Genomic DNA, 24,199 nt, shown 5'->3' on the forward strand with positions numbered 1-24,199 from the left:
CTAGTGGCGGCGATCGGATGGAGAACCCATGGACCTGACTACCTCGGCCCGGCCCGGCATGGCGCCACGCGCGGCGCTTGCCGCGCCGGTGTTCGTCATCAACCTCGACGGCTCCGATGCGCGCCTCGAGGCCGCCACCCGCCAGCTCGAAGCGGCTGGTCTCCCGTTCGAGCGGGTGCCGGCCGTGGACGGCCGCGGCCGCGATCCCTCGGCCGATCCCGCCTATGACCCCCGCCGGGCATGGCGCTTCATGGGCCGACCGCTGCAAGGCGGCGAGATCGGCTGCTTCCGCAGCCACCTCGCCGCGGCCGAGCGGTTCCTGCAAACCGGCGCGCCGGTCGGAGTCGTGTTCGAGGACGACCTGCTGCTGATGCCCGGCGCGGACGAGGGCCTGCCCGCGCTGATCGAGCGGCTCGGCCGCGAGCCGGGCTGGGACCTCGTGAACATCGGCCCCACCCGCCTGAAATATGCGTCGCGCCTCGGCATGTTCGATGGTGGCTTCCGGCGCTTCGGGCTGGTCCGGGCACACTACTTCCCCATGACCACCACTGGCCTGATCTGGTCGCGCGAAGGCGCACGGCGATTCCTCGAGCTCGGGCGCAGCATCCATGCCCCGGTGGACCACGCCTTGCGCGACTGGCTGACGCGCAGCGGCCGCGGCCTCGCGGTCTGGCCGGCAATGGTCGGCGACATCCGCGTCGAGAGCGAGATCACCCCGGGGGGCGCGCCAGCCCGCCGCGGCCCCGGCGCCGAGCGCAGCCTCTTCTACGGCCTCATCAAGCAGCGCCGGCTGATCCCGCTGAAGCTGATCGCCCTGCGTCAACGGCGCGCGTTCAGGCAGGCCGCTCAGGCGAGCCGCGAATCATAGGGGATGCCGAGGCCGAGCAGCGTCGAGACCGGCGAGGCGCAGGAAAGGCGGATCCCCCGCTCGCGGGCCTCGTCCCGCGCCAGGGCAAAGCCAGCAATGATGCGCGGCAGGCCCTTGAGCAACCCCGACTCGGCCATGTTCGCGGGGCTCTCGTAGAAGCGCGGGCTGGCGGCGTTGCCGAGGTCGATCCCGGCCAGCAGGATCGTCTCCGGACCGGCTGCGAGCGCGACCTGCATGGCGCTGAAGGCCACCGTGCCGGTGATGACCACCCCCGCATCCGGATCGCGCGATAGCGCCGCCGTCCCCGCGCGCCGCAGGATCGGGTCGAGCGCCGGATCGTCCAGCCGCCGCCGGGGCGCATTCACGGGCTTCGCCAGATTGTCGATCAGCGCCAGGGGCCGCCCCGTCAGCAGGCTCGCATCATGCTCGGCCATGGCGCGCATCGCCGCGGCCGAGAGGAGCAGCGGCAGCCCGCGATCCAGCCCGGCCAGCATCGCGGCATGACGATAAACGAAGCGCTCGTCCTCCACCGCCACGGCCAGCGGGGCGACCCGCCCCGCGAGGCTCGCCGCGCCGTTGCACAGGATCGCGCTGCCCGGCGGCAGCCGCTCCGGCGTCTGCGCCGCCAGCGACGGCCCCGATCCGACCACCGCGAGGAGCGGCGCGCCCGGCGGCACGATCTCGGCAAGGCGCACCAGGCGCGCCAGCGACCGCCCGTGCCAGCGGACCTCGCCCGCCACGCGGTCCACTGCCAGATGCGGCCAGACATCCTGCCGATGCGCCCGACTCCGCCCCAGGGCCATCGCGCCGAGGCGGATGAGGGACCGCCCGAGGGGGCGGTCCGACATGAGCCTCAGGCCCGCTGCGGCTGCTTCACGAAGCGCAGATAGGGCAGCTTCTTGTCCATCTTCCCGAACCGCTCCTCGGCCTGCTGGTCGTTCAGCGACAGCGCCGCGATCACGTCTTCGCCGGGCTTCCAGTCGGCCGGCGTGGCGATCGGCACCCCGTCCGTCGCCTGCACGGCGTCGAGGGCGCGCAGGATCTCGGCATAATTGCGGCCAACCGACATCGGGTAGGTCATGGTCAGGCGGACCTTCTTATCCGGCCCGATGATATAGACCGTCCGCACCGTGGCGGTGTCGGCAGGGGTCCGGCCCTCCTTCGGCAGGTAGGCGTCGGCGGGCAGCATGTCGTAGAGCTTCGAGACCGTGAGCGAGGTGTCCTCGATCATCGGGAAGTCCGCGGGCGCGCCGGCGAGGCCCGAGATGTCGTCCTTCCACTTGTGATGGTCGCTGACGCTGTCCACCGACACGCCGATCACCTTGGTGTTGCGCTTTCGGAACTCGGGGAGCATCTGCGCCACGGCCCCGAACTCGGTCGTGCAGACCGGGGTGAAGTCGCGCGGATGGCTGAGGATGATGGCGTAGCCGTCGCCGATCCAGTCGTGGAAGCGGATCTCGCCGTCGGTGCTGTCGGCGGTGAAGTCCGGTGCGGTGTCGTTGATGCGCAGGCCCATGGCGGCATTCCCTCCGGTGGATGTCTGGGAGAAACATAGGGTCGGCGGCGTTCCTGCGCCAGAAGGCGCTGTTCCGGTCACATCGCCGGCAGGACGCGCCAGATCGCCGGTTCCGCCGGCCTTGCAGCCGGCGTGCGGGACTGCCAACCTCTGGCCCGACCGATTTCTGGGATGGAGGCGGCGATGGCCGGGCTGCAGGACAAGCGCAAGTTCTACATCAATGGCGAATGGGTAGCGCCCGCGGCGCCGCATGACCTCGAGGTGATCGACCCCTCGACCGAGGAGCCGGTGGCGGTGATCTCGCTCGGCGCGCAGGCCGACACCGACCGCGCCGTGGCCGCGGCAAAGGCCGCGTTCCCGGCATGGTCGCAGACCCCGCCCGAGGAGCGGCTGGCCCATGTCGAGAAGCTGCTGGAAATCTACAAGCGCCGCGCCCCTGACATGGCCGAGGCGATCACCCATGAGATGGGCGCCCCGGCCGATATGAGCCTCGGCGACCAGGTGGACGCCGGCACCTACCACATCACCAACTTCATCACCGCCTTCCGCGACTTCGACTTCGTAAAGCCCCTGGGCCTGCAGGCGCCCGAGAGCATGATCTCGCATGAGGCGATCGGCGTCGTGGGCCTCATCACGCCGTGGAACTGGCCGATGAACCAGGTCACGCTGAAGGTCGCCCCGGCGATCCTGATGGGCAACACCGTGGTCCTGAAGCCCAGCGAGATCGCGCCGCTGTCCTCGATGCTGTTTGCCGAGATCGTGGACGAGGCCGGGCTGCCGAAGGGCGTCTTCAACCTCGTGAACGGCGACGGCGCGGGCGTCGGCACGCAGCTGTCGGTCCACAAGGACGTGGACATGATCTCTTTCACCGGCTCTACCCGCGCCGGGATCGCGATCACCAAGGCGGCGGCGGACAGCCTCAAGAAGGTGACGCTGGAGCTTGGCGGCAAGGGCGCGAACCTCGTCTTCGCCGATGCGGACGAGAAGGCGGTCGAGCGCGGCGCGCGGCACTGCTTCTACAACAGCGGGCAAAGCTGCAACGCGCCGACGCGGATGCTGGTCGAGCGTTCCGTCTATGAGAAGGCGATCGAGACCGCGAAGCGCGTGGCCGAGGAGACCAGGGTCGCGTCCGGCCACGAGCCGGGCAAGCATATCGGCCCGGTGGTCAGCAAGCAGCAGTGGGAGAAGATCCAGGACCTGATCCAGAAGGGCATCGACGAGGGCGCGCGGCTGGTCGCGGGCGGCACCGGCCTGCCCGAAGGCGTGAACCGCGGCTATTTCGTGCGCCCGACGGTGTTCGCGGACGTGACCAACGACATGACCATCGCCCGGCAGGAGATCTTCGGCCCGGTGCTGTCGATCATCCCCTTCGAGACCGAGGAGGAGGCGGTCGAGATCGCCAACGACACGATCTACGGCCTGACCAACTACGTTCAGAGCCAGGACGGCGCGCGCCGCAACCGCGTGGCGCGGCAGCTGCGCTCGGGCATGGTCGAGATGAACGGCAAGCCGCGCGGGGCAGGGTCGGCCTTCGGCGGCGTCAAGGCCTCGGGTCGCGCGCGCGAGGGCGGGATCGCGGGCTTGGAGGAGTTCTCGGACACCAAGGCGATCTCGGGCTGGGACGTGGAGGCGGCGGGGATGGCGCAGGCGGCGGAGTAACTCCGCTCCTCTTCGCCTTGATCCAAATATCCTACGGGGGTGCGGGGGTGTGAAACCCCCGCTTCGCCGCGCTTCTACTCCCAGCTCACCTCGCCCAGGAAGATATACCCCGCCCCGTAGATCGTCTTGATCAGCCGCGGGTTCTTCGGATCCTCGCCCAGCTTCCCCCGCAGCCGCGAGATCCGCACGTCCATCGCCCGGTCGAAGCTCTCGCCGCCCGCGCCGCCGAGGCTCTCGAGCATCTGCGCGCGCGAAATCAACCGGCGCGGGCTTTCCAGAAACAGCCGCAGCACCTCACCCTCCGCGTGGCTGAAGGGCGCCTCGCGGCCTTCGGGCGAAATGAGCGCGTAGCGGTCGAAATCGGCGGTCCAGCCGGAGAAGCGCGCGCGGTGGCCGGGGCGCGCGGCCACGGCGGCGGGGCGGCGCAGGCGGGCGCGGACGCGGGCCACGACCTCGGCCAGCTCGAACGGCTTGGCGATGTAGTCGTCGGCGCCGAGCTCGAGCCCCGTCACCCGGTCCTGCAGCTGCGCCCGCCCCGAGATGATGAGGATCGCCGCCCCCGACTCGGCCGCGAGCCGCTGGACCAGCGCCAGCCCGTCGCGGTCGGGCAGCCCGAGGTCGAGCAGGATCGCGTCGGGCGCCATGCGCCGCAGCGCGGCCTCGAACTCGGTCGCGCGGGCGAAGCCCTGGGTCCGGAAGCCGGCCTCCTCGAGCGCGGAGCAGAGCAGGCGGCGGATTTCGGCCTCGTCGTCGAGGATGGCGACGAGGGGCCGCCTCGCGGTATCAGGCATCGGCAATCTCCATCAGCCGGACGGCGAGCGCCGCGGGGTCGAGGGGTTTCGAGAGCACCGGCACGCCAGCGCCCTCGCGCAGCGGGTCGCCGGGCGGCAGCGAGGTCATCAGCAGGACCGGCATCGGCGCGGCGGCGGCGAGGTCGGAGCCGAGGCCATCCCCGAGCTGCAGGTCCGACAGGATCAGGCCGAGGCCGGGCAGGTCCAGCAAGCCCCGCGCCTCGGCGAGCGACCCGGCCTCGATCACCGCATGGCCGAAGCCGGTCAGCATGTCGCGGACATGGGCGCGGATCGCCGGCTCGTCATCCACCACCAGCACCATCAGGCGCCGCGCGGCGCGTCGCGGCAGCCGCAGCCTCACCCGCGCGCCGCCGCCGGGCCGGTTGCCGAGGCGCAGGGTGCCGCCCGCGAGCTTGGTCTGGTCGTAGACCTGCGAAAGCCCGAGGCCCGAGCCCTGCCCCGGCCGGGTGGTGAAGAACGGCTGCGTCGCCTGTGACAGGGCCGGGTCGGAGAAGCCGGGGCCGTCATCCTCGACGGTGAGGTCAAGCCACTGTCCCGCGGCCTTCGCGGTGATTTCGATATGCCCACCGCCGGTGCCCGCCAACGCATCGCGGGCATTCAGGACGAGGTTCAGCAGGCTGTCCTGCAGGTGGCCGGAATCCAGCATCAGCGGCTCGGCCTTGAGGTCCGCCACGACCTCAAGCGCGATCCCCTCGCCCAGCGAGGGCCGCGCCAGTGCCGCCACCTCCGCCAGCAGCGCCGCCACGTCCACCGGCCGCGCGACCACCGTCCGGGGCGCGGTGATCGAGGCGATGCCGTCGAGCAGCGTCGTTCCCCGCCGCGCGGCGGCGATGGTCGCCTGCACGTCCGCCGCCGCCTCCTGCGGCAGCGCAAGGCGGGCGAGGCGGTCCTGCAGCGCGAGGATGATCGTCAGCAGGTTGCCGAAGTCATGCGCCAGGCCGGAGGTCAGGCTGGCGGCCAGCGCCCGCCGGGCGGCGTGCATCAGCGCCTCGCGGGCCTGAACCTCGGCGGTGACATCCGTCGAGAGGACATAGACGCCGCCCCCCGCCCGGTCGGGCCTGAGCGCGACGCGGATGCGCCGGCCGGAGGCGTCGTGGGTGAGTTCGAACACCTGCGGCGCGCCCGTCAGAGCCTTCTGCCAGAACGGCCTGATCTTCGCCCAGGTCCCGGCATCCACCGCCTCGGCGATGCTCAGCCCGACGATCGACCGCCGCGCGCCCGGAAACACCTCCGAAAGCTGGTTGTTGGAGAAGCTGTAGCGCCCGCCCGCGTCCAGATGCGCGATATGCGCGGGGACCATCTCCGTGACCTGCCGGGTCCGCGCCTCGGCCTCGGTCAGCACGCGCTTGGCTTCCTCCAGCGAGGCGTTCATCGCGGCAAGCTCGCGGTTGGCGGCAGCGAGGCGCTCGGCATGATCGAGGATCTGGCCCGACAGCTCCTCGGACCGGGTGCGCAGCAGCCCCTCCTGCCGGCGGATTTCGGTTATGTCGGTATAGACGGCAACCCAGCCCCCCTGCGCCAAGGGCGCCCCCTCCACCGCGATCATGCGGCCGTCGGGACGGGTGCGCTCGAAATAATGCGGCTGGAAGGCGCGCGCCTGCTCGACGCGGAAGCGGACGGCTTCTTCCGGGTCGTCCACCGGGCCGTATTCGCCCCGCGTCACGAGGAAGCGGATCGTGTCCTCAAAGGCCGCGCCCGGCTCGGTCAGGTGCGGGGGCAGGTCGAACATCTCGCGGTAGCTGCGGTTGCTGACGGCAAGCCGCAGGCTGGCGTCGAAGATCGAGATCGCCTGCGGGATCAGGTTGAGGCCCGAACGGGTCAGCTCGGCTCGGGTGGCGTCGGACAGCATGTCGCAGCGATAGCATTCATCGGGCCGGAGCATGTAACAATTTGTTAGGTTCTGGAAAAAGTGCCGCAACGATTTGCCGGTTCTGATGGCCGGCACCGGAAGCCGCGGAAGACGGCACCGGCGAGGCGCTCGCGCGCCGGGGGGAGGACGATGAAGGACACGACCACGGCCACCGCGGCCCATCCGGTCTCGATGCCGGCGCTGCTGGCGCGCAACGCGGCGCGCTTTCCGGGCAGGCCCGCCTGGCGCGAGAAGGAGTTCGGCATCTGGCAGAGCTGGACCTGGGCCGAAGCCGCGCAGCAGGTGCGGGAGATCGCACTGGGCTTCCTCGTCCTCGGGCTCGAGCGGGGCGACCATGTCGCCGTCATCGGCCGCAATCGTCCGGCGCATTACTGGTCGATGCTGGCCGCGCAGATGTGCGGCGCCGTGCCGGTGCCGCTCTACCAGGACGCGGTGGCGTCCGAGACCGAATATGTCCTCGGCCATTGCCGCGCCCGCTTCGCCGTCTGCGGCGATCAGGAGCAGGTGGACAAGATCATCGAGGCCGAGGGCGAGACGCCTACCGTCGAGCAGATCGTCTACACCGACAAGCGCGGCATGCGGAAATACGACGACGGCCGGATGAACTGGCTGGAGCATGTGAAGGCCGAGGGCCGCGCGGCCGAGCAGCGGCTGGGGGCCGAGCTTGACGCGCGGATCGCCGCGCTGGGCTACGACGACACGGCGGTGATGCTCTATACCTCGGGCACCACCGGGCGGCCGAAGGGCGTGGTGCTGTCGAACCGCAACGTGATCGAGACCGCGAAATCCACGGCCGAGTTCGACCACCTGCGCGCGTCCGAGGACGTGCTGGCCTATCTGCCGATGGCCTGGGTCGGCGACTTCATCTTCTCGGCCGGGCAGGCCCTCTGGGCCGGGTTCTGCGTGAACTGCCCCGAAAGCGCCGAGACGATGATGACCGACATGCGCGAGATCGGCCCGACCTATTTCTTCGCCCCGCCGCGCGTGTTCGAGGGCCAGCTGACCAACGTGATGATCCGCATGGAGGACGCGGGCCGCTTCAAGCGCTGGCTCTTCGACCGCTTCATGCGGACCGCCCGCCGGGTCGGCCCGGCAATCCTCGACGGGCGGCAGGTCCCGGCCGGGGACCGGCTCGCCTATGCGCTCGGCAACGTCTTCATCTACGGCCCGCTGAAGAACACCCTCGGCCTCAGCCGCATCCGCGTGGGCTATACCGCCGGCGAGGCGATCGGGCCGGAGATCTTCGACTTCTACCGCTCGCTCGGGATCAACCTGAAGCAGCTCTACGGCCAGACCGAGGCCACCGTTTTCATCACCCAGCAGCCGGACGGCGAGGTGCGGCCCGATACCGTCGGCGTCCCCTCGCCGGGGGTGGAGCTGCGGATCGCGGACAGCGGCGAGGTCTTCTACCGCTCGCCCGGCACCTTCGTGGAATACTACCGCAACCCCGAAAGCACCGCCTCGACCAAGGACCCCGAGGGCTGGGTGGCGACCGGCGACGCGGGCTTCTTCGACCCCGAGACCGGGCATCTGCGGATCATCGACCGCGCCAAGGACGTGGGCCGGATGGCCGACGGCTCGATGTTCGCGCCCAAGTATGTCGAGAACAAGCTGAAGTTCTATCCCAACATCCTCGAGGCCGTGGTCCTCGGGAACGGCCGAGACTATTGCACCGCGCTCATCAACATCGACCTCCAGGCCGTGGGCAACTGGGCCGAGCGCAACAACATCGCCTATGCGAGCTATCAGGAGCTGGCCGGGCACCCGCAGGTCTATGCCACGATCAAGGCCCATATCAGCGAGGTGAACGCCTCCGTGGCGCAGGACCCGATGCTGTCGGGCTGCCAGATCCACCGCTTCCTCGTGCTGCACAAGGAGCTGGACGCGGATGACGGCGAGATGACGCGGACGCGCAAGGTCAAGCGCGCCGTGATCGGAGAGAAATACGCCGACCTGATCGCCGCTCTCTATGACGGCCGCGACAGCATCTACACCGAGACTGAAGTGACTTATGAGGACGGCCGCAAGGGGCGGCTGAAGGCGACGCTGAGGATCGAGGACGCGCCGGTGTTCCCCCGCGCCGGGGCGGTGGCCGAGACGAGGGCTGCGGCATGAACCTGGCCGAAACCGCGCCCGCGCCCGAGGGCCATGTCACCCCCGATGGCCGCAGGATCGGCGGCGTGCTGATGGAGATGCGCAACATCACGCTGCGCTTCGGCGGCGTCGTCGCGATCAAGGACATCAGCTTCGACATCCGCGAGGGCGAGATCCGCGCCATCATCGGCCCGAACGGCGCCGGCAAGTCCTCGATGCTGAACGTTATCTCGGGCTTTTACGTCCCGCAGGAGGGCGAGGTCTGGTTCCGCGGGCAGCGTCGCGGACCGATGAAACCCTACGAGGTCGCGCGGCTGGGCATCGCCCGGACCTTCCAGAACATCGCCCTGTTCGACGGCATGTCGGTCCTCGACAACATCATGACCGGGCGCCTGACGATGATGAAGGCCTCGATGCTGGAGCAGGCGCTGTGGTGGGGCCGGGCCGAGCGCGAGGAGGTCGCGCATCGCGAGCAGGTCGAGAAGATCATCGACTTCCTCGAGATCCAGGCGATCCGCAAGACGCCCGTGGGGCGGCTGCCCTACGGGCTGAAGAAGCGGGTGGAACTTGCCCGCGCGCTCGCGGCCGAGCCGAAGCTGCTGCTGCTGGACGAGCCGATGGCGGGCATGAATGTCGAGGAGAAGGAGGACATGAGCCGCTTCATCCTCGACGTGAACGACGAGTTCGGCACCACCATCGCGCTGATCGAGCATGACATGGGCGTGGTCATGGACCTCTCGGACCGGGTGGTGGTGATGGATTACGGTCGCAAGATCGGCGACGGGACGCCGGCCGAGGTGCGGAGCAACCAGGCGGTGATCGACGCCTATCTTGGGGTGGCGCATGAGTGACGGGTTCGCGGTGGAGCGGTGCGTCCAGAGGACGCACCCTACAGGGCCGCGTAGGGTGTGTGCTTCGCACGCACCGGGAGGGCGCCACTGATGGACCAGCTCCTCTATTCCGCCGAGGTGGTCCTGAACGGGCTGATGACGGGCGTCATGTATGCCCTTGTCGCCCTCGGCTTCGTGCTGATCTTCAAGGCCTCGGGCGTCTTCAACTACGCCCAGGGGGTGATGTGCCTCTTCGCGGCGCTGACGCTGGTCGGCATCATGAACGGCCAGGTACCCTTCGCCCCGCTCCTCTCGGCCATCACCGGGAACCGGATCGGGACCTTCGGCTTCACGGTGCCCGCCGCGCTGGCGGTCCTGCTGACGGCGGTGGTCATGGTCGGCCTCGCCTGGCTCATCAACATGCTGATCCTGCGCCATCTGGTGAATCAGGCGCCGATCATCCTGTTCATGGCGACCATCGGGCTGGCCTATTTCCTCGAGGGCCTCGGCGACGTGATGTGGGGCGCCGACGTCAAGGTGCTGGACGTCGGCATCCCGCAGGGCATCAGCGAGTCGGTCGAGGCCTGGACGCATGCCGTGTTCGGCTACGGCTTCTTCATCGACCGCCTCGACATCGTCGCGGCCGTGGTGGCGACCCTGCTGGTCGCGGCGCTGGTCATGTTCTCGCAATACACCCGGCAGGGCCGGGCCATGCGCGCCGTCGCCGATGACCATCAGGCGGCGCTGTCGGTCGGCATCAGCCTGCGCTTCATCTGGGTTCTGGTCTGGTCCATCGCCGGCTTCGTGGCCCTCGTCGCGGGCATCATGTGGGGGGCCAAGTCGGGCGTCCAGTTCTCGCTCAGCCTGATCGCGCTCAAGGCGCTGCCGGTGCTGATGCTCGGCGGCTTCACCTCGATCCCCGGCGCCATCGTCGGCGGGCTCATCATCGGCGTGGGCGAAAAGCTGTTCGAGTTCTGGGTCGGCCAGCTGGTCGGCGGCGCGACCGAAACCTGGTTCGCCTATGTGCTGGCCCTCGTCTTCCTCGTCTTCCGGCCGCAGGGCCTGTTCGGCGAGCGCATCATCGAGCGGGTGTGACCCTGATGCCTGCACCCTTCTTCTGTCTGAAAATATCCCGCGGGGGTGCGGGGGCGCGAAGCCCCCGCTGCACCGCCAGCCACAGGAGCTGACGCCCGTGTTCTATCGCGAAGCCGGCGACTTCAAGACCAGCTACCGTGACGACGGCCAGACCTTCCCGATCCGGCTGGACCGCTGGGGCTACTACGCGCTGCTGGCCGTGGCCTTCCTGGTCATCCCCTTCGTCATCGACAACTACTGGGCCAACGCAATCCTGGTGCCGTTCCTGATCTATGCGATCGCGGCGATCGGGCTGAACATCCTCGTCGGCTATGCGGGGCAGCTGAGCCTCGGCACCGGCGGCTTCATGGCCGTGGGCGCCTATGCGGTCTACAAGCTGACGACGTCATTCCCCGACATCAACATCGTCATCCACGTTTTGCTGGCCGGGATCATCACCGCCCTCGTGGGGATGCTGTTCGGGCTGCCGAGCCTCAGGATCAAGGGCTTCTACCTCGCCGTCGCGACGCTCGCGGCGCAGTTCTTCCTCGTCTGGCTCTTCAACAAGGTGCCGTGGTTCTACAACTATTCGGCCTCGGGCCAGATCAACATGCCCGAGCGTTCGCTGCTGGGGCAGGTCATCACCGGCCCCGGCACCACGCCCGCGGCGAAATACCTGCTCTGCCTCGTCTTCGCGGTGGCGGTCGCCTGGGTGGCGCGGAACCTGACGCGGGGCACCATCGGGCGGAAGTGGATGGCGATCCGGGACATGGACATCGCGGCCGAGATCATCGGGGTGAACCCGCTGAACGCCAAGCTGACGGCCTTCGGCGTCAGCTCGTTCTTCGTCGGCATCGCAGGCGCCTTGTTCTTCGCGGTCTATCTCGGCGCGGCGGAGGTCGGCGAGGCCTTCGGGCTGAACAAGAGCTTCCTGATCCTCTTCATGATCATCATCGGCGGCCTCGGCTCGATCTTCGGCAGCTTCGCGGGCGCGGCCTTCATGGTGCTGCTGCCGGTGCTGCTGAAGAACGTCCTTGTCGGCGGCATGGGCTGGCCCACGGATCTCGCCGCCTATGTCGAGCTGATGATCGTCGGCGCGCTCATCATCATCGTGCTGATCCTCGAGCCGCACGGGCTGGCGCAGCTCTGGCGGCTGACGAAGGAGAAGCTGCGGCTGTGGCCGTTCCCGCACTGATAACCGCCGGAGCCAACCGGCCTGAAGCACCCAAGGGAGGAGACCCCGAATGAACTTCCGCCTGACCGCGCTCGCCGCCGCTGCCATGATGGCCGCCGCCCCGGCGCTGGCCGACCTCGTCGTGCCGAACCTCAGCTATCGCACCGGCCCCTATGCCGCGAACGGCACGCAATATGCCGACGGCTTCAACGACTACTTCACCCTCCTGAACGAGCGTGACGGCGGCATCGGCGGCGAGCGCATCCAGGTCCCGGAATGCGAGACCGCCTACAACACCGAGAAGGGGGTCGAGTGCTACGAATCGACGAAGGGCTCGGGCGCGATCGTCTACAACCCGCTCTCGACCGGGATCACCTACCAGCTGATCCCCAAGGTCAGCGCTGACGGAATCGTCCTCTACACGCCCGGCTACGGGCGCACCTCGGCCAAGAACGGCAAGGTGTTCGAGTGGGTGTTCAACGCGCCCGCGAACTACTGGGACGGCGCCTCGGTCGCGATCAAGTATCTGCTGGACCAGAACGGCGGCAGCCTCGAGGGCAAGAAGATCGCGCTGCTCTACCACAACAGCGCCTATGGCAAGGAGCCGATCCGCACCCTGCAGGAACTGGCCGAGAAGCACGGCTACACCCTGACCGAGATCCCGGTCGATGCCGCCGCCGGGCAGGAGCAGAAGTCGCAATGGCTCCAGATCCGGCGCGAGCAGCCGGATTACGTCATCATGTGGGGCTGGGGCGTGATGAACCAGGCCGCCATCCAGGAGGCCGCGAACGTCCGCTATCCGATGGAGCAGTTCATCGGCATCTGGTGGTCGGGCTCCGAGCCTGACGTGCTCCCGGCGGGCGCGGCGGCCAACGGCTACAAGGCGCTGGCCTTCCACGGCGTTGGCCAGGATTATCCGATCTATGACGAGCTGCAGGAGCATGTCATCGCGCCGGGCAAGGCGAGCCAGGGCGGGCAGCATGTCGGCACCGTGCTCTACTCGCGCGGGATGTATGCGGCGCTGGTGATCTCGGAGGCGATCCGCAAGGCGCAGGAGCTTTCCGGCACCGCCGCCATCAGTGCGGCGCAGCTGCGCGACGGCTTCGAGGCACTCGACATCACGCCCGAGCGGCTGGCCGAGCTGGGGCTGCCCGATTTCGGCCCGCCGATCACCATGAGCTGCGAGAACCACGGCGGCAGCGGCATGGCCCGCGTGCAGCAATGGGACGCGAGCGCCGGCAAGTGGAACCTCATCACCGAGTTCACCGAGCCGGATCAGGAGGTGCTGCAGCCGCTGATCGAGGAAGACAGCGCCGCCTATGCCGCCGAGGCGGGCGTGACGCCGCGCTGCTCCTGAGACACCTGCCCTGGCGGTCCGCGCCGCCGGGGCACTCCACTCCGAGGTTCCGCCATGCTGGACGCCGCCCCCGCCCACCGCGCCGCCGATCCCGTGGCGGCCGAGACCCTCCTCGAGGTCAACAACATCGAGGTGATCTACAACCACGTCATTCTGGTGCTGAAAGGCGTCAGCCTGCATGTGCCCAAGGGCGGCATCACCGCGCTGCTCGGCGGCAACGGCGCCGGCAAGACGACGACCTTGAAGGCGATCTCGAACCTGCTGCATTCCGAGCGCGGCGAGGTCACCAAGGGCACGATCACCTATCGCGGCCAGGACATCGCCCGGCTGAACCCGGCGGCACTGGTCAAGGCGGGCGTCATCCAGGTGATGGAGGGCCGCCACTGCTTCGAGCACCTGACCGTCGAGGAGAACCTGCTGACCGGCGCCTATACTCGCAGCGACGGCAACGCCGCGATCCAGCGCGATCTGGAGATGGTCTACACCTATTTCCCGCGCCTGAAGGAGCGGCGTCGGAGCCAGGCCGGTTACACCTCCGGTGGCGAGCAACAGATGACGGCGATGGGCCGCGCGCTGATGAGCCGGCCGGAGACGATCCTGCTGGACGAGCCGTCGATGGGCCTCGCGCCGCAGCTGGTCGAGCAGATCTTCGAGATCGTGAAGACCGTGAACGAGTCCGAGGGCGTGACCTTTCTGCTGGCCGAGCAGAACACCAACGTGGCGCTGCGCTACGCGCATTACGGCTACATCCTGGAGAGCGGCCGGGTAGTGATGGACGGCCCGGCGCAGGCGTTGCGCGAGAACCCGGACGTGAAGGAGTTCTATCTCGGCATGTCCGAGCAGGGCCGCAAGAGTTTCCGCGACGTGCGATCCTATCGCCGCCGCAAGCGTTGGCTGGCCTGACGCCGCCAGAAGGAGCAACGCCCATGCCGGGCTATTACGACGACCTCGAGACCCGCGAGCCCGAGCAGCGGGTCGACGACCTTGCCCGCGACCTCGGCGAGGCGTTTGCCAACGCCAAGCGCGCCCCGGCGCTGGCGCGGGCGCTGCGCGACGTCGAGCCCGAGGACATCCGCTCGCGCGAGGATCTCGCCCGGCTGCCGGTGATGCGAAAGTCGGAGTTGAGCGAGGCGCAGAAGAAGAAGCCGCCTTTCGGCGGCTACGCCACGCGCTACCCGCACGAGTTCGACCATGTGTTCCAGTCGCCGGGCCCGATCTACGAGCCGGGACGGCTGGGCGACGACTGGTGGCGGCTCGGCCGCTTCCTCTACGCTGCCGGCGTGGGGTCGAGCGACATCCTGCACAACTGCTTCGGCTATCACCTGACGCCCGCGGGGATGATGTTCGAAAGCGCGGCGCGCGCCGTGGGCGCCGCGGTGCTGCCCGCCGGCACCGGTCAGACCGAGATGCAGGTCCGCGCCGCCGTGGACATCGGCACCACCTGCTACGCCGGGACGCCGGACTTCCTGAAGGTGATCATAGAGAAGGCCGACGAGATGGGCGAGACGCTCGCCCTCACCCGCGCCGTCGTGGGTGGCGGTGCGCTGTTTCCGTCGCTGCGCGCCCTCTATGCCGAGCGCGGCATCGACACCCTGCAATGCTACGCCACCGCCGATCTCGGCAGCATCGCCTATGAATCCGAGGCGCGCGAGGGGATGATCGTGGACGAGGGCGTGATCGTCGAGATCGTCCGCCCTGGCACCGGCGATCCGGTCCCCGAGGGCGAGGTGGGCGAGGTGGTCGTGACCACGCTCAACCCCGACTATCCGCTGATCCGTTTCGCCACCGGCGACCTCTCGGCCGTCATGCCCGGCATCTCGCCCTGCGGCCGCACCAACATGCGGATCAAGGGCTGGATGGGACGCGCCGACCAGACCGCGAAGATCAAGGGCATGTTCGTCCGCCCCGAGCAGGTCGCGGCCCTCGTCGCGCGCCATCCGGAGGTCTCGCGCGCCCGTGTCATCGCCGATCGCCGGGATGAAATGGACGTGATGGTGGTGCAACTTGAAACCAAAGGGGAAAACCCGGCGCTATACGAGGGGTCGGTCCTCGAAGCGCTGAAGCTGAGGGGCCGGGTCGAACTGGTGGCGCCGGGATCGCTGCCGAATGACGGCAAGGTGATCGAGGACCGGCGCAGCTACGACTGACCGCGGGCCCTCGGATGGAGGGATGCGGGATGCGGATGCGTGCGGTGCTGGGATCGGGTCTTGCGGCCCTCGTGATGCTGGGAGGGGCGGCTTCGGCCGAGAACCGGGCCGTCGGGATCGTGCAGGCCGAGTATCAGGGCATCGCCAGCACGGCAGCGCCCGACGCCAACGCGCTGTTCGCGCGGTTCCGCGATGCCGGCTACGGCACCGCCTCGGGCATCAGCCTCTCGCGCGAAGACATGGTCCGGGCGCTTGCGACGCTGCAACAGCCGGACGCCGCGCCCGGCAAGCGGATCGTGGTGCTGACCGGCCGCTTCATGAAGGGCCAGCAGGACAGCTACCTGATGCAGCCGGCGACCGACGCGCCCGGCCTTGCGCGGGCCGCGGAGCAGGGTGTGGCGCTGTCGCAGGTGATCGACCTGATGCAGGACGGCGGGCCGATGAATGTGCTGCTGCTGGGCGATGCCTCCGGCCAGCTGCGGCCGGGCCTGAGGCTGGCGAACGGCATCGGACCGCTGGGCATGACGGGGCAGCGGGTCACGGTGCTCACCGGCACGCCCGCCGCGGTCGCCCGCGCGGCCGAGGTGCTGCTGCGCCCGAACGCGACGGTCGCGGAGGCGCTGGCAGTGCACTCCTCGATGCGCCAGCTTGCCGGGCCGCCCGCGCGTCCGGCGGTCGCGAGTCCCGGTCCGGCGGTCGTGACGCCTTCGCCCGAGGCGCCGGTGACCAGCACGCCACAGCTGCGCGAGGCGCAGCTGAACCTCTCGCGCACCGAGCGGGGGCAGGTGCAGCGAGCGCTGACGGTCCTCGGCTACGACACGCGCGGGGTGGACGGCGTCTTCGGCTCCGGCACCCGCGCGGCGATCACCCGCTGGCAGCGCGACAGCCGCCTGCCGGAGACCGGCCACCTCGACGCACGGACGCTGCAGATGCTGCGCGATGCGGCGGCGCAGGCGGAGGCGCGCTCGCCCGAGCGGGCCCGCGACCAGGCCTATTGGGAGGACGTGGCCCAGCCCGGCGGCGTCGCGGGGATGCGCGCCTATCTCGAGCGTTACCCGAACGGTATCCACGCGGCCGAGGCGCGGCGCGCGATCGGGGCGGCGACGACGCAGACCGACACCGCGGCCTATCAGCGGGCGCTCAACGCCAACACAATCGCCGAGTGGCGGGCCTATCTCGACCGCCACGGCAACAGTCCGAACGCCGCAGAGGCGCGGCGCCGGCTCGCCGCGCTCGAAGCGGCGCAGCGGGACGCGGCGGCCGAGGCGGCGCTGGGTCTTCCGGCAGCGGTGCGCCAGATGGTCGAGCAGCGGCTCGCGCAGATGGGCCTCGATCCGGGGCGCGTGGACGGGACCTTCGACGCCGATACGCGCCGGGCGATCCGGCAGTATCAGCGCGACGGCAACCTGCCGGTCACCGGCTATCTCGACGAGACGATGATGGTGCGGATGCTGGCCGACAGCATCTTCGGCGGCTGACGGCGCCGTAAATGCAGAACGCCCGCGGCCGGAGAGGCTGCGGGCGCTCGCATGTCACGCTTGAGGACCGGCCTCAGCCCTGACGGGCCTTGAAGCGCGGATTGGTCTTGTTGACGATGTAGATGCGGCCCTTGCGGCGCACCACCTGACAGTCCTTGTGGCGCTCCTTCAGCGAGCGCAGCGAGTTGCGAACCTTCATCGCATCTCTCCCTTTCTGCGCTGCACGAGGCCGCGCCGTGAAACCGAAAGCCCCCGAAAATCGGGGGCCGGCGAAAATGGTGGGCGGTACTGGGATCGAACCAGTGGCCACTACGATGTCAACGTAGTGCTCTACCGCTGAGCTAACCGCCCGCAACGACGACATGCCAGCCAAGGCCGGAATCGCCGTTCGGCAGTCTATAAGAGGCGTCTGGCGGCCTTTCAAGAGTGAAACCGGCGCCTCGCCGCCGGGTTGTGATGCGTCTGGCACCGGGGCCAAAGCCCGCCCATGATGCCTCGCGACGATGGAGGGCCAACGGCGGATGCATCCCAGCTTCGATCTGATCCGCCCGCAGCACTGGTGCGGAGGGCTGATCCTGTCCTCGCCCCATTCGGGGCGGGACTATCCGGCCGGGGTGGTCGCCGCGGCGCGCCTGCCGGAAGCGCAGCTCCGCAGCTCCGAGGACGCCTTCGTGGACCGGCTGATCGCCTCCGCCCCCGGGGCCGGCGCGGTGATCCTCAGCGCGCGCATCCCGCGGGCGGTGGTGGACCTGAACCGCGGCCGCGACGACCTCGATCCCCTGGCGGTCGAGGGGGTGCAGCCGTCCGGCGCGGCGAACGCGCGGACCCTGGCGGGGCTGGGGGTGATCCCGCGCGTGGTGGCGCACGGGCGGGCAATCTACGACCGCCCGATCCCGCGGGCCGAGGCCGAGCGGCGGCTCGACGCCTGGTGGCAGCCGTATCATGACGCGCTCTCGGGCCTGATGGCCGAGGCGGTGGCGCGCTTCGGGCAGGCGGTGCTGATCGACGTGCATTCCATGCCACGCGAGGCGCTGACGCATCTGACGCCGCGGCCCCATGCTGTGCTGGGCGACCGCCACGGCCGCTCGGCCGGGGGCTGGCTGCGGCTGAAGCTGGCCGAGGCGCTCGAGCGCGAGGGGCTGACGGTGCGGCTGAACGCGCCCTTTGCCGGCGCCTATATCGCGCAGGCCTATGGCAACCCGGGCGCGGGGCGGCATGTGGTGCAGCTTGAGCTGGACCGCTCGCTCTACATGGACGAGGCGCGGATCGTTCCGCATGAAGGATTCGACGCGCTTTCGGCCTCGCTCGGGCGCGTCTTTGCCGCCATGCAGGGGCCGTCGGAGGCGCTGGCGGCGGAGTGAGGGAGTGGTCGTGGAGAACTGCACGAGACAGGGCGGGGCGCTGATCGAGCGACAGCAACGATGACCCTTGACGCGAAGGGCTGGGACGGCGCGGATTTCCGCGGCGCGAAGGTGATCCTCATCTGCGGCGACGCGATCCTCGTGATGCGGCGCGACGACATTCCGACGATCCAGTGGCCGGGCCAGTGGGATCTGCCCGGGGGCAAGCGGGACGGGGACGAGAGCCCGGCGCGTTGCGTGCTGCGGGAGCTGGAAGAGGAAACCGGCTTGAGGCTCGCACCCGAGCGGCTGGTGCGCGGCGAGGCCCGCCCCTCGGTCAGCCGCCGGGGTGGCATCGGCTGGTATTTCGTGGCCGAGATCACGCCCGCCGAGGCCGCCTCCGTGCGCCTCGGCGACGAGGGGAGCGAGCTGCGCCTGATGCCGGTGGCCGAGTTCCTTGCCGACGCGCAAGCCATCGCGGGCTTCAAGGAGATCCTGCGGGAGATGCTGGACTAGCCGCGGGTCCCCTCAGGGGCGGGCAACCCCGCCACGATCGCCTGCGCCGCGGCGCGGGGGTCGGCGGCTTGCCAGACCGGGCGGCCGACGACGATGTGGTCGGCCCCGGCGGCGATGGCGGCGGCGGGGGTCTCGATGCGCTTCTGGTCGCCCGCGGCGCTGCCCGCGGGACGAATGCCGGGGGTGACGATCAGGCCGGCGTTGGGCAGGCCGCGGATGGCGGCGGCCTCGCGCGGGCTGGCGATGACGCCATGCGCCCCGGCCTCGAAGGCACGGGCGGCGCGCTCGACGGTCAGGTCGTGGAGGTCGCCCTCGCGCAGCATGGCGGCGTCGAGGTCGGCGCGGTCCAGCGAGGTGAGGACCGTGACGGCGAGGATCTTCAGGTCCGACCCGCCCGCGCCCTCGCGGGCGGCGCGGACCACGTTCGGGTCGCCGTGGACGGTGAGGAAGTCGAGGTCGAAGCGCGCGAGGCCGCGCACCGCGGCCTCGATCGTGGCGCCGATGTCGTAGAGCTTGAGGTCGAGGAACACGCGCTTGCCGTGCTCGTCCTTCAGCTCGCGCGCGAGTGCGAGGCCGCCGCCGGTCAGCATCCCCAGGCCGACCTTGTAGAAGCCGCAGGCGTCGCCGATGGCGCGCGCCAGTTCCAGCCCCGAGAGCGCGTCCGACACGTCGAGCGCCACGATCAGCCGTTCGTCCATCCTCTTGCCTCCACTGGCGAAACCGGGGGCTTCTGGCATGAAAAGCGCGCGCTTGAAAGGCCGCGCGGCGCCTCCCATCTGGTTGACAAAGACCCGCGAAAAAGGCCGCGCCGTGACGGGCGGTCTGCCCTGCGGGGGCTGAAAGGAGACGTTTTCTCATGAACATGGAAAAATTCACCGAGCGCTCGCGGGGCTTCATCCAGGCCGCGCAGACGATCGCGATGCGCGAGGACAACCAGCGGGTGGTGCCCGAGCATCTGCTGAAGGCGCTGATGGATGACGACCAGGGGCTTGCCGCGAACCTCATTACCCGCTCGGGCGGCAACGCGCGCGCCGTCGCCGAGGCGGTGGACGCGGCGGTCGAGAAGCAGCCCAAGGTCAAGGGTGGCGAGGGGCAGGTCTATGTGGACACCAGCCTCGTGCGCGTGCTCGACGAGGCCGAGGGCATCGCCAAGAAGGCCGGCGACAGCTATGTGCCGGTCGAGCGGATGCTGATGGCGCTGGCGATGGTCAACACGCGGGCCAAGGATGCGCTCGACGCGGGCGGGGTCACGGCGCAGAAGCTGAACGCCGCGATCAACGACATCCGCAAGGGCCGCACGGCCGACAGCGCCTCCTCCGAGGACACGATGGAGGCGCTGAGCAAATACGCGCGCGACCTCACCGAGGCCGCCGAGCAGGGCAAGATCGACCCGATCATCGGCCGCGACGAGGAAATCCGCCGCGCGATGCAGGTGCTGTCACGCCGGACCAAGAACAACCCGGTGCTGATCGGCGAGCCGGGCGTCGGCAAGACCGCGATCGCCGAGGGCCTCGCGCTGCGGATCGTCAACGGCGACGTGCCCGAGAGCCTGCGCAACAAGAAGCTGATGGCGCTCGACATGGGGGCGCTGGTCGCCGGGGCGAAGTACCGCGGCGAGTTCGAGGAGCGGCTGAAGGCCGTCCTGAAGGAGGTCGAGACCGCCGCGGGCGAGGTCATCCTCTTCATCGACGAGCTGCACATGCTGGTCGGCGCCGGCAAGACCGATGGCGCGATGGATGCGGCGAACCTCATCAAGCCGGCGTTGGCGCGGGGCGAGCTGCACTGCATCGGCGCGACGACGCTCGACGAATACCGCAAGTATATCGAGAAGGACGCGGCACTCGCCCGGCGCTTCCAGCCGGTGATGATCGAGGAGCCGACGGTCGAGGACACGATCTCGATCCTGCGCGGCATCAAGGAGAAGTATGAGCTGCACCACGGGGTGCGGATCAGCGACGCGGCCCTGGTGGCGGCGGCGCAGCTTTCCAACCGCTACATCACCGACCGCTTCCTGCCCGACAAGGCGATCGACCTCATGGACGAGGCCGCCTCGCGGCTGCGGATGGAGGTGGACAGCAAGCCCGAGGAGCTCGACGCGCTGGATCGCCAGATCCTGCAGTTGCAGATCGAGGCCGAGGCGCTGAAGAAGGAGGACGACGCCGCCTCGCGCGACCGGTTGCAGCGGCTGGAGAAGGACCTTTCCGCCCTGCAGGACCGCAGCGCCGAGATGACGGCGCGCTGGCAGGCCGAGCGCGACAAGCTGGAAGGCGCGCGCGAGCTGAAGGAGCGGCTCGACCGGGCGCGGGCGGAGCTGGACCAGGCCAAGCGCGAGGGCAACCTCGGGCGGGCGGGTGAACTCAGCTACGGCATCATCCCGGGGCTGGAGAAGCAGTTGGCCGAGGCCGAGGGCGACACCGAAGGCCCGATGGTCGAGGAGGCCGTGCGTCCCGAGCAGATCGCCGAGGTGGTCGAACGCTGGACCGGCATCCCCACCAGCAAGATGCTGGAAGGCGAGCGCGAGAAGCTGCTGAAGATGGAAGAGCAGCTCGGCCGCCGGGTGATTGGGCAGGAGGATGCGGTGAGGGCTGTCGCCAACGCCGTGCGCCGCGCGCGGGCGGGTCTGAACGACCCGAACCGGCCGCTCGGCAGCTTCTTGTTCCTCGGCCCCACCGGCGTCGGCAAGACGGAGCTCACCAAGGCGCTGGCCGAATACATGTTCGACGACGACGACGCGATGGTCCGCGTTGACATGTCGGAGTTCATGGAGAAGCACTCGGTCAGCCGCCTGATCGGCGCCCCGCCGGGCTATGTTGGCTATGACGAGGGCGGCGTGTTGACCGAGGCCGTGCGGCGGCGGCCCTATCAGGTGGTGCTGTTCGACGAGGTCGAGAAGGCGCATCCCGACGTGTTCAACGTGCTCCTGCAGGTGCTGGACGACGGTCAGCTGACCGACGGGCAGGGCCGGCGGGTGGACTTCAAGAACACGCTGATCATTCTGACCTCGAACCTGGGGGCGCAGGCGCTGTCGAACCTGCCCGAGGGCGCCGACAGTTCGGACGCGCGCGAGCAGGTGATGGCCGCGGTGCGGGCGCATTTCCGGCCCGAGTTCCTGAACCGCCTGGACGAGATCATCATCTTCCACCGGCTGACGCGCGAGAACATGGACGGGATCGTGACGATCCAGCTCATGGGGCTCCAGAAGCGGCTGGCGGATCGCAAGATCACGCTGGAACTGGACGAGGCGGCGCGGAAGTGGCTGGCCGACGAGGGCTATGACCCTGTGTTCGGCGCGCGTCCCCTGAAGCGCGTGCTGCAGCGCAGCCTTCAGGACCCGCTGGCCGAGATGCTGCTCTCGGGCGAGGTGCTGGATGGCGAGGCGGTCAAGGTGACGGCCGGCCGCGAGGGGCTGATCGTCGGCAACCGCGTCGGCCGCACTGCGCCGCTGGGCAGCGCCGGCGACCGGCCCGAGGGCGTGCCGCTGCAATGACGAGGAGGGCCCCGGCGGCAGGGCCGGGGCCTTTTCTGTCGCGGGATCGTGTTGCGTCATCGCCGATTCCGTAACCTTCCCGAAACCGAAGCGGCGTAGGATGGTTGCGGTTGCGAAGGAGGTCGGCATGCGAATCCCCTGGTCCGAAGTCACCCCGCCCGCCCTGCGCCTGCGGCGGCGTGCGTTCCTCGGCGCCGGGGCCGCGGCGCTGCTCGCGCGCCCGGCCTTCGCGTTGACGGGGCAGCCCTCACCCTTCTCCACCGACGAAACCCTGACGCCGCTCGAGGACATCACCAGCTACAACAACTTCGTCGAGTTCGGCAGCAGCAAGGACGCCCCCTCGCGGCTGGCGGGGAGGATGACGACCGATCCGTGGTCGGTCGCCATCGACGGGCTGGTGGAGCGTCCGGGCAGCTACGGCGTGGAGGATCTTGCGCCCGAATCCGCAGTGGAGGAGCGCATCTACCGGCTGCGCTGCGTCGAGGGCTGGTCGATGGTGATCCCGTGGCTGGGCGTGCCGCTCGGGCCCGTGCTGGAGCGCGCTGGGCCAACCTCGGCCGCGAAATACGTCGCCTTCGAGACACTCTGGCGGCCGGAGGAGATGCCCGGCGCGGCCTCGGTCTACGGCTTTCCCTATCAGGAGGGGCTGCGCCTCGACGAGGCCATGAACCCGCTGGCGATCCTCGCCACCGGCATCCATGACCAGCCGCTGCCGAACCAGAACGGCGCGCCGATCCGCCTCGTGGTGCCGTGGAAATATGGCTTCAAGTCGATCAAATCCGTGGTGCGGATCACGCTGACCGACACCGAACCGGCGACGACGTGGAACCTGCTCCAGCCGCAGGAATACGGCTTCTATGCCAACGTGAACCCCGAGGTGGACCACCCCCGCTGGAGCCAGGCGACCGAGCGGCGGATCGGCGAGGGGCTGTTCGGCGGCCGCCGCCCGACGCTGCCCTTCAACGGCTACGCCGATCAGGTCGCGCATCTCTACGCCGGGCAGGACCTGCGGCAGGACTACTGATGCGCGCCGCGCTGAATGCGTGGCTGAAGCGGTTGCCCGAATGGCTGGGCTGGATGCTGGGGGCGATCCCGCTGCTGTGGCTGATCTTCGATCTCGCCATGGGCGCGGCCGGCCCCGACCCGGTGGCGGCGGTCGAGCATCGAACCGGGCGCACCGGCCTCTACTTCCTGGTCGCGGCGCTGGTCGCCTCCCCGGTCGCCCGATTCGCCGGGGTCGAGATCGGCCGGATGCGCCGCGTGCTGGGTCTCTTGGGCTTCGCCTATGCGGCGCTGCATGTTGCGGCGTGGATGGCGCTCGACCTCGGCTTCTACTGGCCGCAGATCGCCCGCGACCTGTTGAACCGCCCCTACCTGATCATGGGAACCGCATCGGCCCTGCTGCTCCTGCCCTTGGCGCTGACCTCCAACGGCTATGCCCGGCGGGCCTTGGGCAAATGGTGGCCCCGGTTGCACCAGCTCGCCTATCCCGCCGCGGCACTGGCTGCGCTGCATTGGGCCTGGGTCGGCAAGCTCTGGGAGCCCCGCCCGGCCTCCTGGCTCACCGTGATTCTCGGTCTGGCCGCGGTGAGGTGGCTGCCCACCACCCAGAACGGCACCGGGCGTCATCAAAGCTCCACAAAAAGAAGCTAAGGATACCAGAGGCATAGTGCAAAGCGGGCAAGATTCTCATCTTCCCGGCCAAGAAACCGCTTGCGGGTCCGGGGTGGGGGGCCTAGATACCCGTTCACCGCGGCGGGGCAGCGAGCTTCGCAGCGGCAGAGAGAGACGCGAACGGCTCAGGACGCGCCGAGAGATCGGGGCGGGCAGAGCCGGTTGTTTCTGTCTGGTGCTTTTTGACATTGCTATCTTTTTGGAAGGGATATGCGGGCGGTTCTGGGTGTTGCGCGATGCGATACTGGGACTTCTGCATATCGGCCCTCTAGGCTTCGGCCGATGATGAGGGTGTCAGCTTCA

At 69.4% G+C, this 24,199-nt stretch carries 21 protein-coding genes and 1 tRNA gene; 15 read left to right on the forward strand and 7 right to left on the reverse strand.

The features are described 5' to 3' along the window. The first annotated feature begins 28 nt into the window (after window positions 1-28). Window positions 29-868: a glycosyltransferase family 25 protein gene (locus GI374_RS05300; protein WP_154335961.1), complete on the forward strand. Its 840-nt coding sequence runs from the start codon at window positions 29-31 to the stop codon at window positions 866-868. Here GI374_RS05300 and GI374_RS05305 read toward each other — a convergent pair. Both GI374_RS05305 and GI374_RS05310 read right to left on the reverse strand, forming a co-directional pair. Continuing rightward, window positions 847-1,716, reverse strand: a complete 870-nt coding sequence (locus GI374_RS05305) for a glycosyl transferase (RefSeq protein ID WP_154335962.1) — start codon at window positions 1,714-1,716, stop codon at window positions 847-849. The genes GI374_RS05300 and GI374_RS05305 overlap by 22 nt on opposite strands. Before the next feature lie 5 nt (window positions 1,717-1,721). Further along, window positions 1,722-2,384 carry a peroxiredoxin gene (locus tag GI374_RS05310; RefSeq protein ID WP_154335963.1) on the reverse strand — a complete coding sequence of 221 codons (663 nt, stop codon included), beginning with the start codon at window positions 2,382-2,384 and terminating at the stop codon, window positions 1,722-1,724. Window positions 2,385-2,567: 183 nt separating this feature from the next. On the opposite strand from GI374_RS05310, the gene GI374_RS05315 reads away from it, so the two are divergent. Next, a complete protein-coding gene (locus tag GI374_RS05315) occupies window positions 2,568-4,043 on the forward strand; it encodes an aldehyde dehydrogenase family protein (RefSeq protein ID WP_154335964.1) in 1,476 nt (491 codons plus the stop codon). Between the two features lie 74 nt (window positions 4,044-4,117). On the opposite strand, the gene GI374_RS05320 is transcribed toward GI374_RS05315, so the two are convergent. Beyond that, window positions 4,118-4,834 (reverse strand): response regulator transcription factor, encoded by a 717-nt coding sequence (locus tag GI374_RS05320; protein ID WP_154335965.1) that lies wholly within the window; start codon window positions 4,832-4,834, stop codon window positions 4,118-4,120. Then, window positions 4,827-6,737, reverse strand: a complete 1,911-nt coding sequence (locus tag GI374_RS05325) for a PAS-domain containing protein (protein WP_229582621.1) — start codon at window positions 6,735-6,737, stop codon at window positions 4,827-4,829. The genes GI374_RS05320 and GI374_RS05325 overlap by 8 nt, the downstream gene beginning before the upstream one ends. Before the next feature lie 117 nt (window positions 6,738-6,854). On the opposite strand from GI374_RS05325, the gene GI374_RS05330 reads away from it, so the two are divergent. From GI374_RS05330 to GI374_RS05365, 8 genes are all read left to right on the forward strand, one after another. Next, window positions 6,855-8,840: an AMP-binding protein gene (locus GI374_RS05330; protein ID WP_154335966.1), complete on the forward strand. Its 1,986-nt coding sequence runs from the start codon at window positions 6,855-6,857 to the stop codon at window positions 8,838-8,840. Continuing rightward, window positions 8,837-9,670: an ABC transporter ATP-binding protein gene (locus GI374_RS05335; protein WP_154335967.1), complete on the forward strand. Its 834-nt coding sequence runs from the start codon at window positions 8,837-8,839 to the stop codon at window positions 9,668-9,670. Before GI374_RS05330 ends, GI374_RS05335 begins: the two co-directional genes overlap by 4 nt. Before the next feature lie 90 nt (window positions 9,671-9,760). Next, window positions 9,761-10,744 carry a branched-chain amino acid ABC transporter permease gene (locus GI374_RS05340; RefSeq protein ID WP_154335968.1) on the forward strand — a complete coding sequence of 328 codons (984 nt, stop codon included), beginning with the start codon at window positions 9,761-9,763 and terminating at the stop codon, window positions 10,742-10,744. 97 nt (window positions 10,745-10,841) lie between these two features. Beyond that, window positions 10,842-11,918 (forward strand): branched-chain amino acid ABC transporter permease, encoded by a 1,077-nt coding sequence (locus GI374_RS05345; RefSeq protein ID WP_370515159.1) that lies wholly within the window; start codon window positions 10,842-10,844, stop codon window positions 11,916-11,918. A 49-nt stretch (window positions 11,919-11,967) separates the two neighbouring features. Then, the gene (locus tag GI374_RS05350) at window positions 11,968-13,254 is read left to right on the forward strand and encodes an ABC transporter substrate-binding protein (protein WP_154335970.1); all 1,287 of its coding nucleotides are present in this window, start codon (window positions 11,968-11,970) and stop codon (window positions 13,252-13,254) included. Between the two features lie 54 nt (window positions 13,255-13,308). Next, window positions 13,309-14,157 carry an ABC transporter ATP-binding protein gene (locus GI374_RS05355; protein WP_154335971.1) on the forward strand — a complete coding sequence of 283 codons (849 nt, stop codon included), beginning with the start codon at window positions 13,309-13,311 and terminating at the stop codon, window positions 14,155-14,157. Window positions 14,158-14,180: 23 nt separating this feature from the next. Continuing rightward, window positions 14,181-15,401: a phenylacetate--CoA ligase family protein gene (locus tag GI374_RS05360; RefSeq protein WP_154335972.1), complete on the forward strand. Its 1,221-nt coding sequence runs from the start codon at window positions 14,181-14,183 to the stop codon at window positions 15,399-15,401. Between the two features lie 29 nt (window positions 15,402-15,430). Next, the gene (locus GI374_RS05365) at window positions 15,431-16,879 is read left to right on the forward strand and encodes a peptidoglycan-binding domain-containing protein (protein WP_195759836.1); all 1,449 of its coding nucleotides are present in this window, start codon (window positions 15,431-15,433) and stop codon (window positions 16,877-16,879) included. A gap of 73 nt (window positions 16,880-16,952) precedes the next feature. Here the strand turns inward: GI374_RS05365 and ykgO are convergent, their stop codons facing one another. Beyond that, a complete protein-coding gene (gene ykgO / locus GI374_RS05370) occupies window positions 16,953-17,078 on the reverse strand; it encodes a type B 50S ribosomal protein L36 (RefSeq protein ID WP_154335974.1) in 126 nt (41 codons plus the stop codon). A 77-nt stretch (window positions 17,079-17,155) separates the two neighbouring features. Continuing rightward, a tRNA-Val gene (locus GI374_RS05375) sits at window positions 17,156-17,230 on the reverse strand. A 152-nt stretch (window positions 17,231-17,382) separates the two neighbouring features. Here GI374_RS05375 and GI374_RS05380 point away from each other — a divergent pair. Beyond that, window positions 17,383-18,240 (forward strand): N-formylglutamate amidohydrolase, encoded by an 858-nt coding sequence (locus GI374_RS05380; protein ID WP_154335975.1) that lies wholly within the window; start codon window positions 17,383-17,385, stop codon window positions 18,238-18,240. A 60-nt stretch (window positions 18,241-18,300) separates the two neighbouring features. Further along, window positions 18,301-18,735: an NUDIX domain-containing protein gene (locus GI374_RS05385; protein ID WP_154335976.1), complete on the forward strand. Its 435-nt coding sequence runs from the start codon at window positions 18,301-18,303 to the stop codon at window positions 18,733-18,735. On the opposite strand, the gene pyrF is transcribed toward GI374_RS05385, so the two are convergent. Beyond that, a complete protein-coding gene (pyrF, locus tag GI374_RS05390) occupies window positions 18,732-19,433 on the reverse strand; it encodes an orotidine-5'-phosphate decarboxylase (protein ID WP_154335977.1) in 702 nt (233 codons plus the stop codon). The two genes, GI374_RS05385 and pyrF, sit on opposite strands and share 4 nt — an antisense overlap. Window positions 19,434-19,591: 158 nt before the next feature. Here pyrF and clpB point away from each other — a divergent pair, with 158 nt between their 5' ends. The 3 genes from clpB (at window position 19,592) to GI374_RS05405 (ending at window position 23,875) form a co-directional block, all read left to right on the forward strand. Then, a complete protein-coding gene (clpB, locus tag GI374_RS05395; protein WP_154335978.1) occupies window positions 19,592-22,222 on the forward strand; it encodes an ATP-dependent chaperone ClpB in 2,631 nt (876 codons plus the stop codon). A 127-nt stretch (window positions 22,223-22,349) separates the two neighbouring features. Continuing rightward, window positions 22,350-23,246 (forward strand): protein-methionine-sulfoxide reductase catalytic subunit MsrP, encoded by an 897-nt coding sequence (gene msrP / locus GI374_RS05400; protein WP_154335979.1) that lies wholly within the window; start codon window positions 22,350-22,352, stop codon window positions 23,244-23,246. Continuing rightward, window positions 23,246-23,875 (forward strand): ferric reductase-like transmembrane domain-containing protein, encoded by a 630-nt coding sequence (locus GI374_RS05405; RefSeq protein WP_154335980.1) that lies wholly within the window; start codon window positions 23,246-23,248, stop codon window positions 23,873-23,875. The genes msrP and GI374_RS05405 overlap by 1 nt, the downstream gene beginning before the upstream one ends. Window positions 23,876-24,199 lie beyond the last annotated feature (324 nt).

This window comes from Paracoccus sp. S-4012 (assembly GCF_009674885.1).
Classification (GTDB): Bacteria; Pseudomonadota; Alphaproteobacteria; order Rhodobacterales; family Rhodobacteraceae; genus Paracoccus.

What these genes read in the sequence shown, in the direction of transcription:
- GI374_RS05300 (WP_154335961.1), top strand. Translation starts at nt 29, where the DNA reads ATGGACCTGACTACCTCGGCCCGGCCCGGCATGGCGCCACGCGCGGCG.
- GI374_RS05305 (WP_154335962.1), bottom strand. Translation starts at nt 1,716, where the DNA reads ATGTCGGACCGCCCCCTCGGGCGGTCCCTCATCCGCCTCGGCGCGATG.
- GI374_RS05310 (WP_154335963.1), bottom strand. Translation starts at nt 2,384, where the DNA reads ATGGGCCTGCGCATCAACGACACCGCACCGGACTTCACCGCCGACAGC.
- GI374_RS05315 (WP_154335964.1), top strand. Translation starts at nt 2,568, where the DNA reads ATGGCCGGGCTGCAGGACAAGCGCAAGTTCTACATCAATGGCGAATGG.
- GI374_RS05320 (WP_154335965.1), bottom strand. Translation starts at nt 4,834, where the DNA reads ATGCCTGATACCGCGAGGCGGCCCCTCGTCGCCATCCTCGACGACGAG.
- GI374_RS05325 (WP_229582621.1), bottom strand. Translation starts at nt 6,737, where the DNA reads ATGCTCCGGCCCGATGAATGCTATCGCTGCGACATGCTGTCCGACGCC.
- GI374_RS05330 (WP_154335966.1), top strand. Translation starts at nt 6,855, where the DNA reads ATGAAGGACACGACCACGGCCACCGCGGCCCATCCGGTCTCGATGCCG.
- GI374_RS05335 (WP_154335967.1), top strand. Translation starts at nt 8,837, where the DNA reads ATGAACCTGGCCGAAACCGCGCCCGCGCCCGAGGGCCATGTCACCCCC.
- GI374_RS05340 (WP_154335968.1), top strand. Translation starts at nt 9,761, where the DNA reads ATGGACCAGCTCCTCTATTCCGCCGAGGTGGTCCTGAACGGGCTGATG.
- GI374_RS05350 (WP_154335970.1), top strand. Translation starts at nt 11,968, where the DNA reads ATGAACTTCCGCCTGACCGCGCTCGCCGCCGCTGCCATGATGGCCGCC.
- GI374_RS05355 (WP_154335971.1), top strand. Translation starts at nt 13,309, where the DNA reads ATGCTGGACGCCGCCCCCGCCCACCGCGCCGCCGATCCCGTGGCGGCC.
- GI374_RS05360 (WP_154335972.1), top strand. Translation starts at nt 14,181, where the DNA reads ATGCCGGGCTATTACGACGACCTCGAGACCCGCGAGCCCGAGCAGCGG.
- GI374_RS05365 (WP_195759836.1), top strand. Translation starts at nt 15,431, where the DNA reads ATGCGGATGCGTGCGGTGCTGGGATCGGGTCTTGCGGCCCTCGTGATG.
- ykgO (WP_154335974.1), bottom strand. Translation starts at nt 17,078, where the DNA reads ATGAAGGTTCGCAACTCGCTGCGCTCGCTGAAGGAGCGCCACAAGGAC.
- GI374_RS05380 (WP_154335975.1), top strand. Translation starts at nt 17,383, where the DNA reads ATGGAGGGCCAACGGCGGATGCATCCCAGCTTCGATCTGATCCGCCCG.
- GI374_RS05385 (WP_154335976.1), top strand. Translation starts at nt 18,301, where the DNA reads ATGACCCTTGACGCGAAGGGCTGGGACGGCGCGGATTTCCGCGGCGCG.
- pyrF (WP_154335977.1), bottom strand. Translation starts at nt 19,433, where the DNA reads ATGGACGAACGGCTGATCGTGGCGCTCGACGTGTCGGACGCGCTCTCG.
- clpB (WP_154335978.1), top strand. Translation starts at nt 19,592, where the DNA reads ATGAACATGGAAAAATTCACCGAGCGCTCGCGGGGCTTCATCCAGGCC.
- msrP (WP_154335979.1), top strand. Translation starts at nt 22,350, where the DNA reads ATGCGAATCCCCTGGTCCGAAGTCACCCCGCCCGCCCTGCGCCTGCGG.
- GI374_RS05405 (WP_154335980.1), top strand. Translation starts at nt 23,246, where the DNA reads ATGCGCGCCGCGCTGAATGCGTGGCTGAAGCGGTTGCCCGAATGGCTG.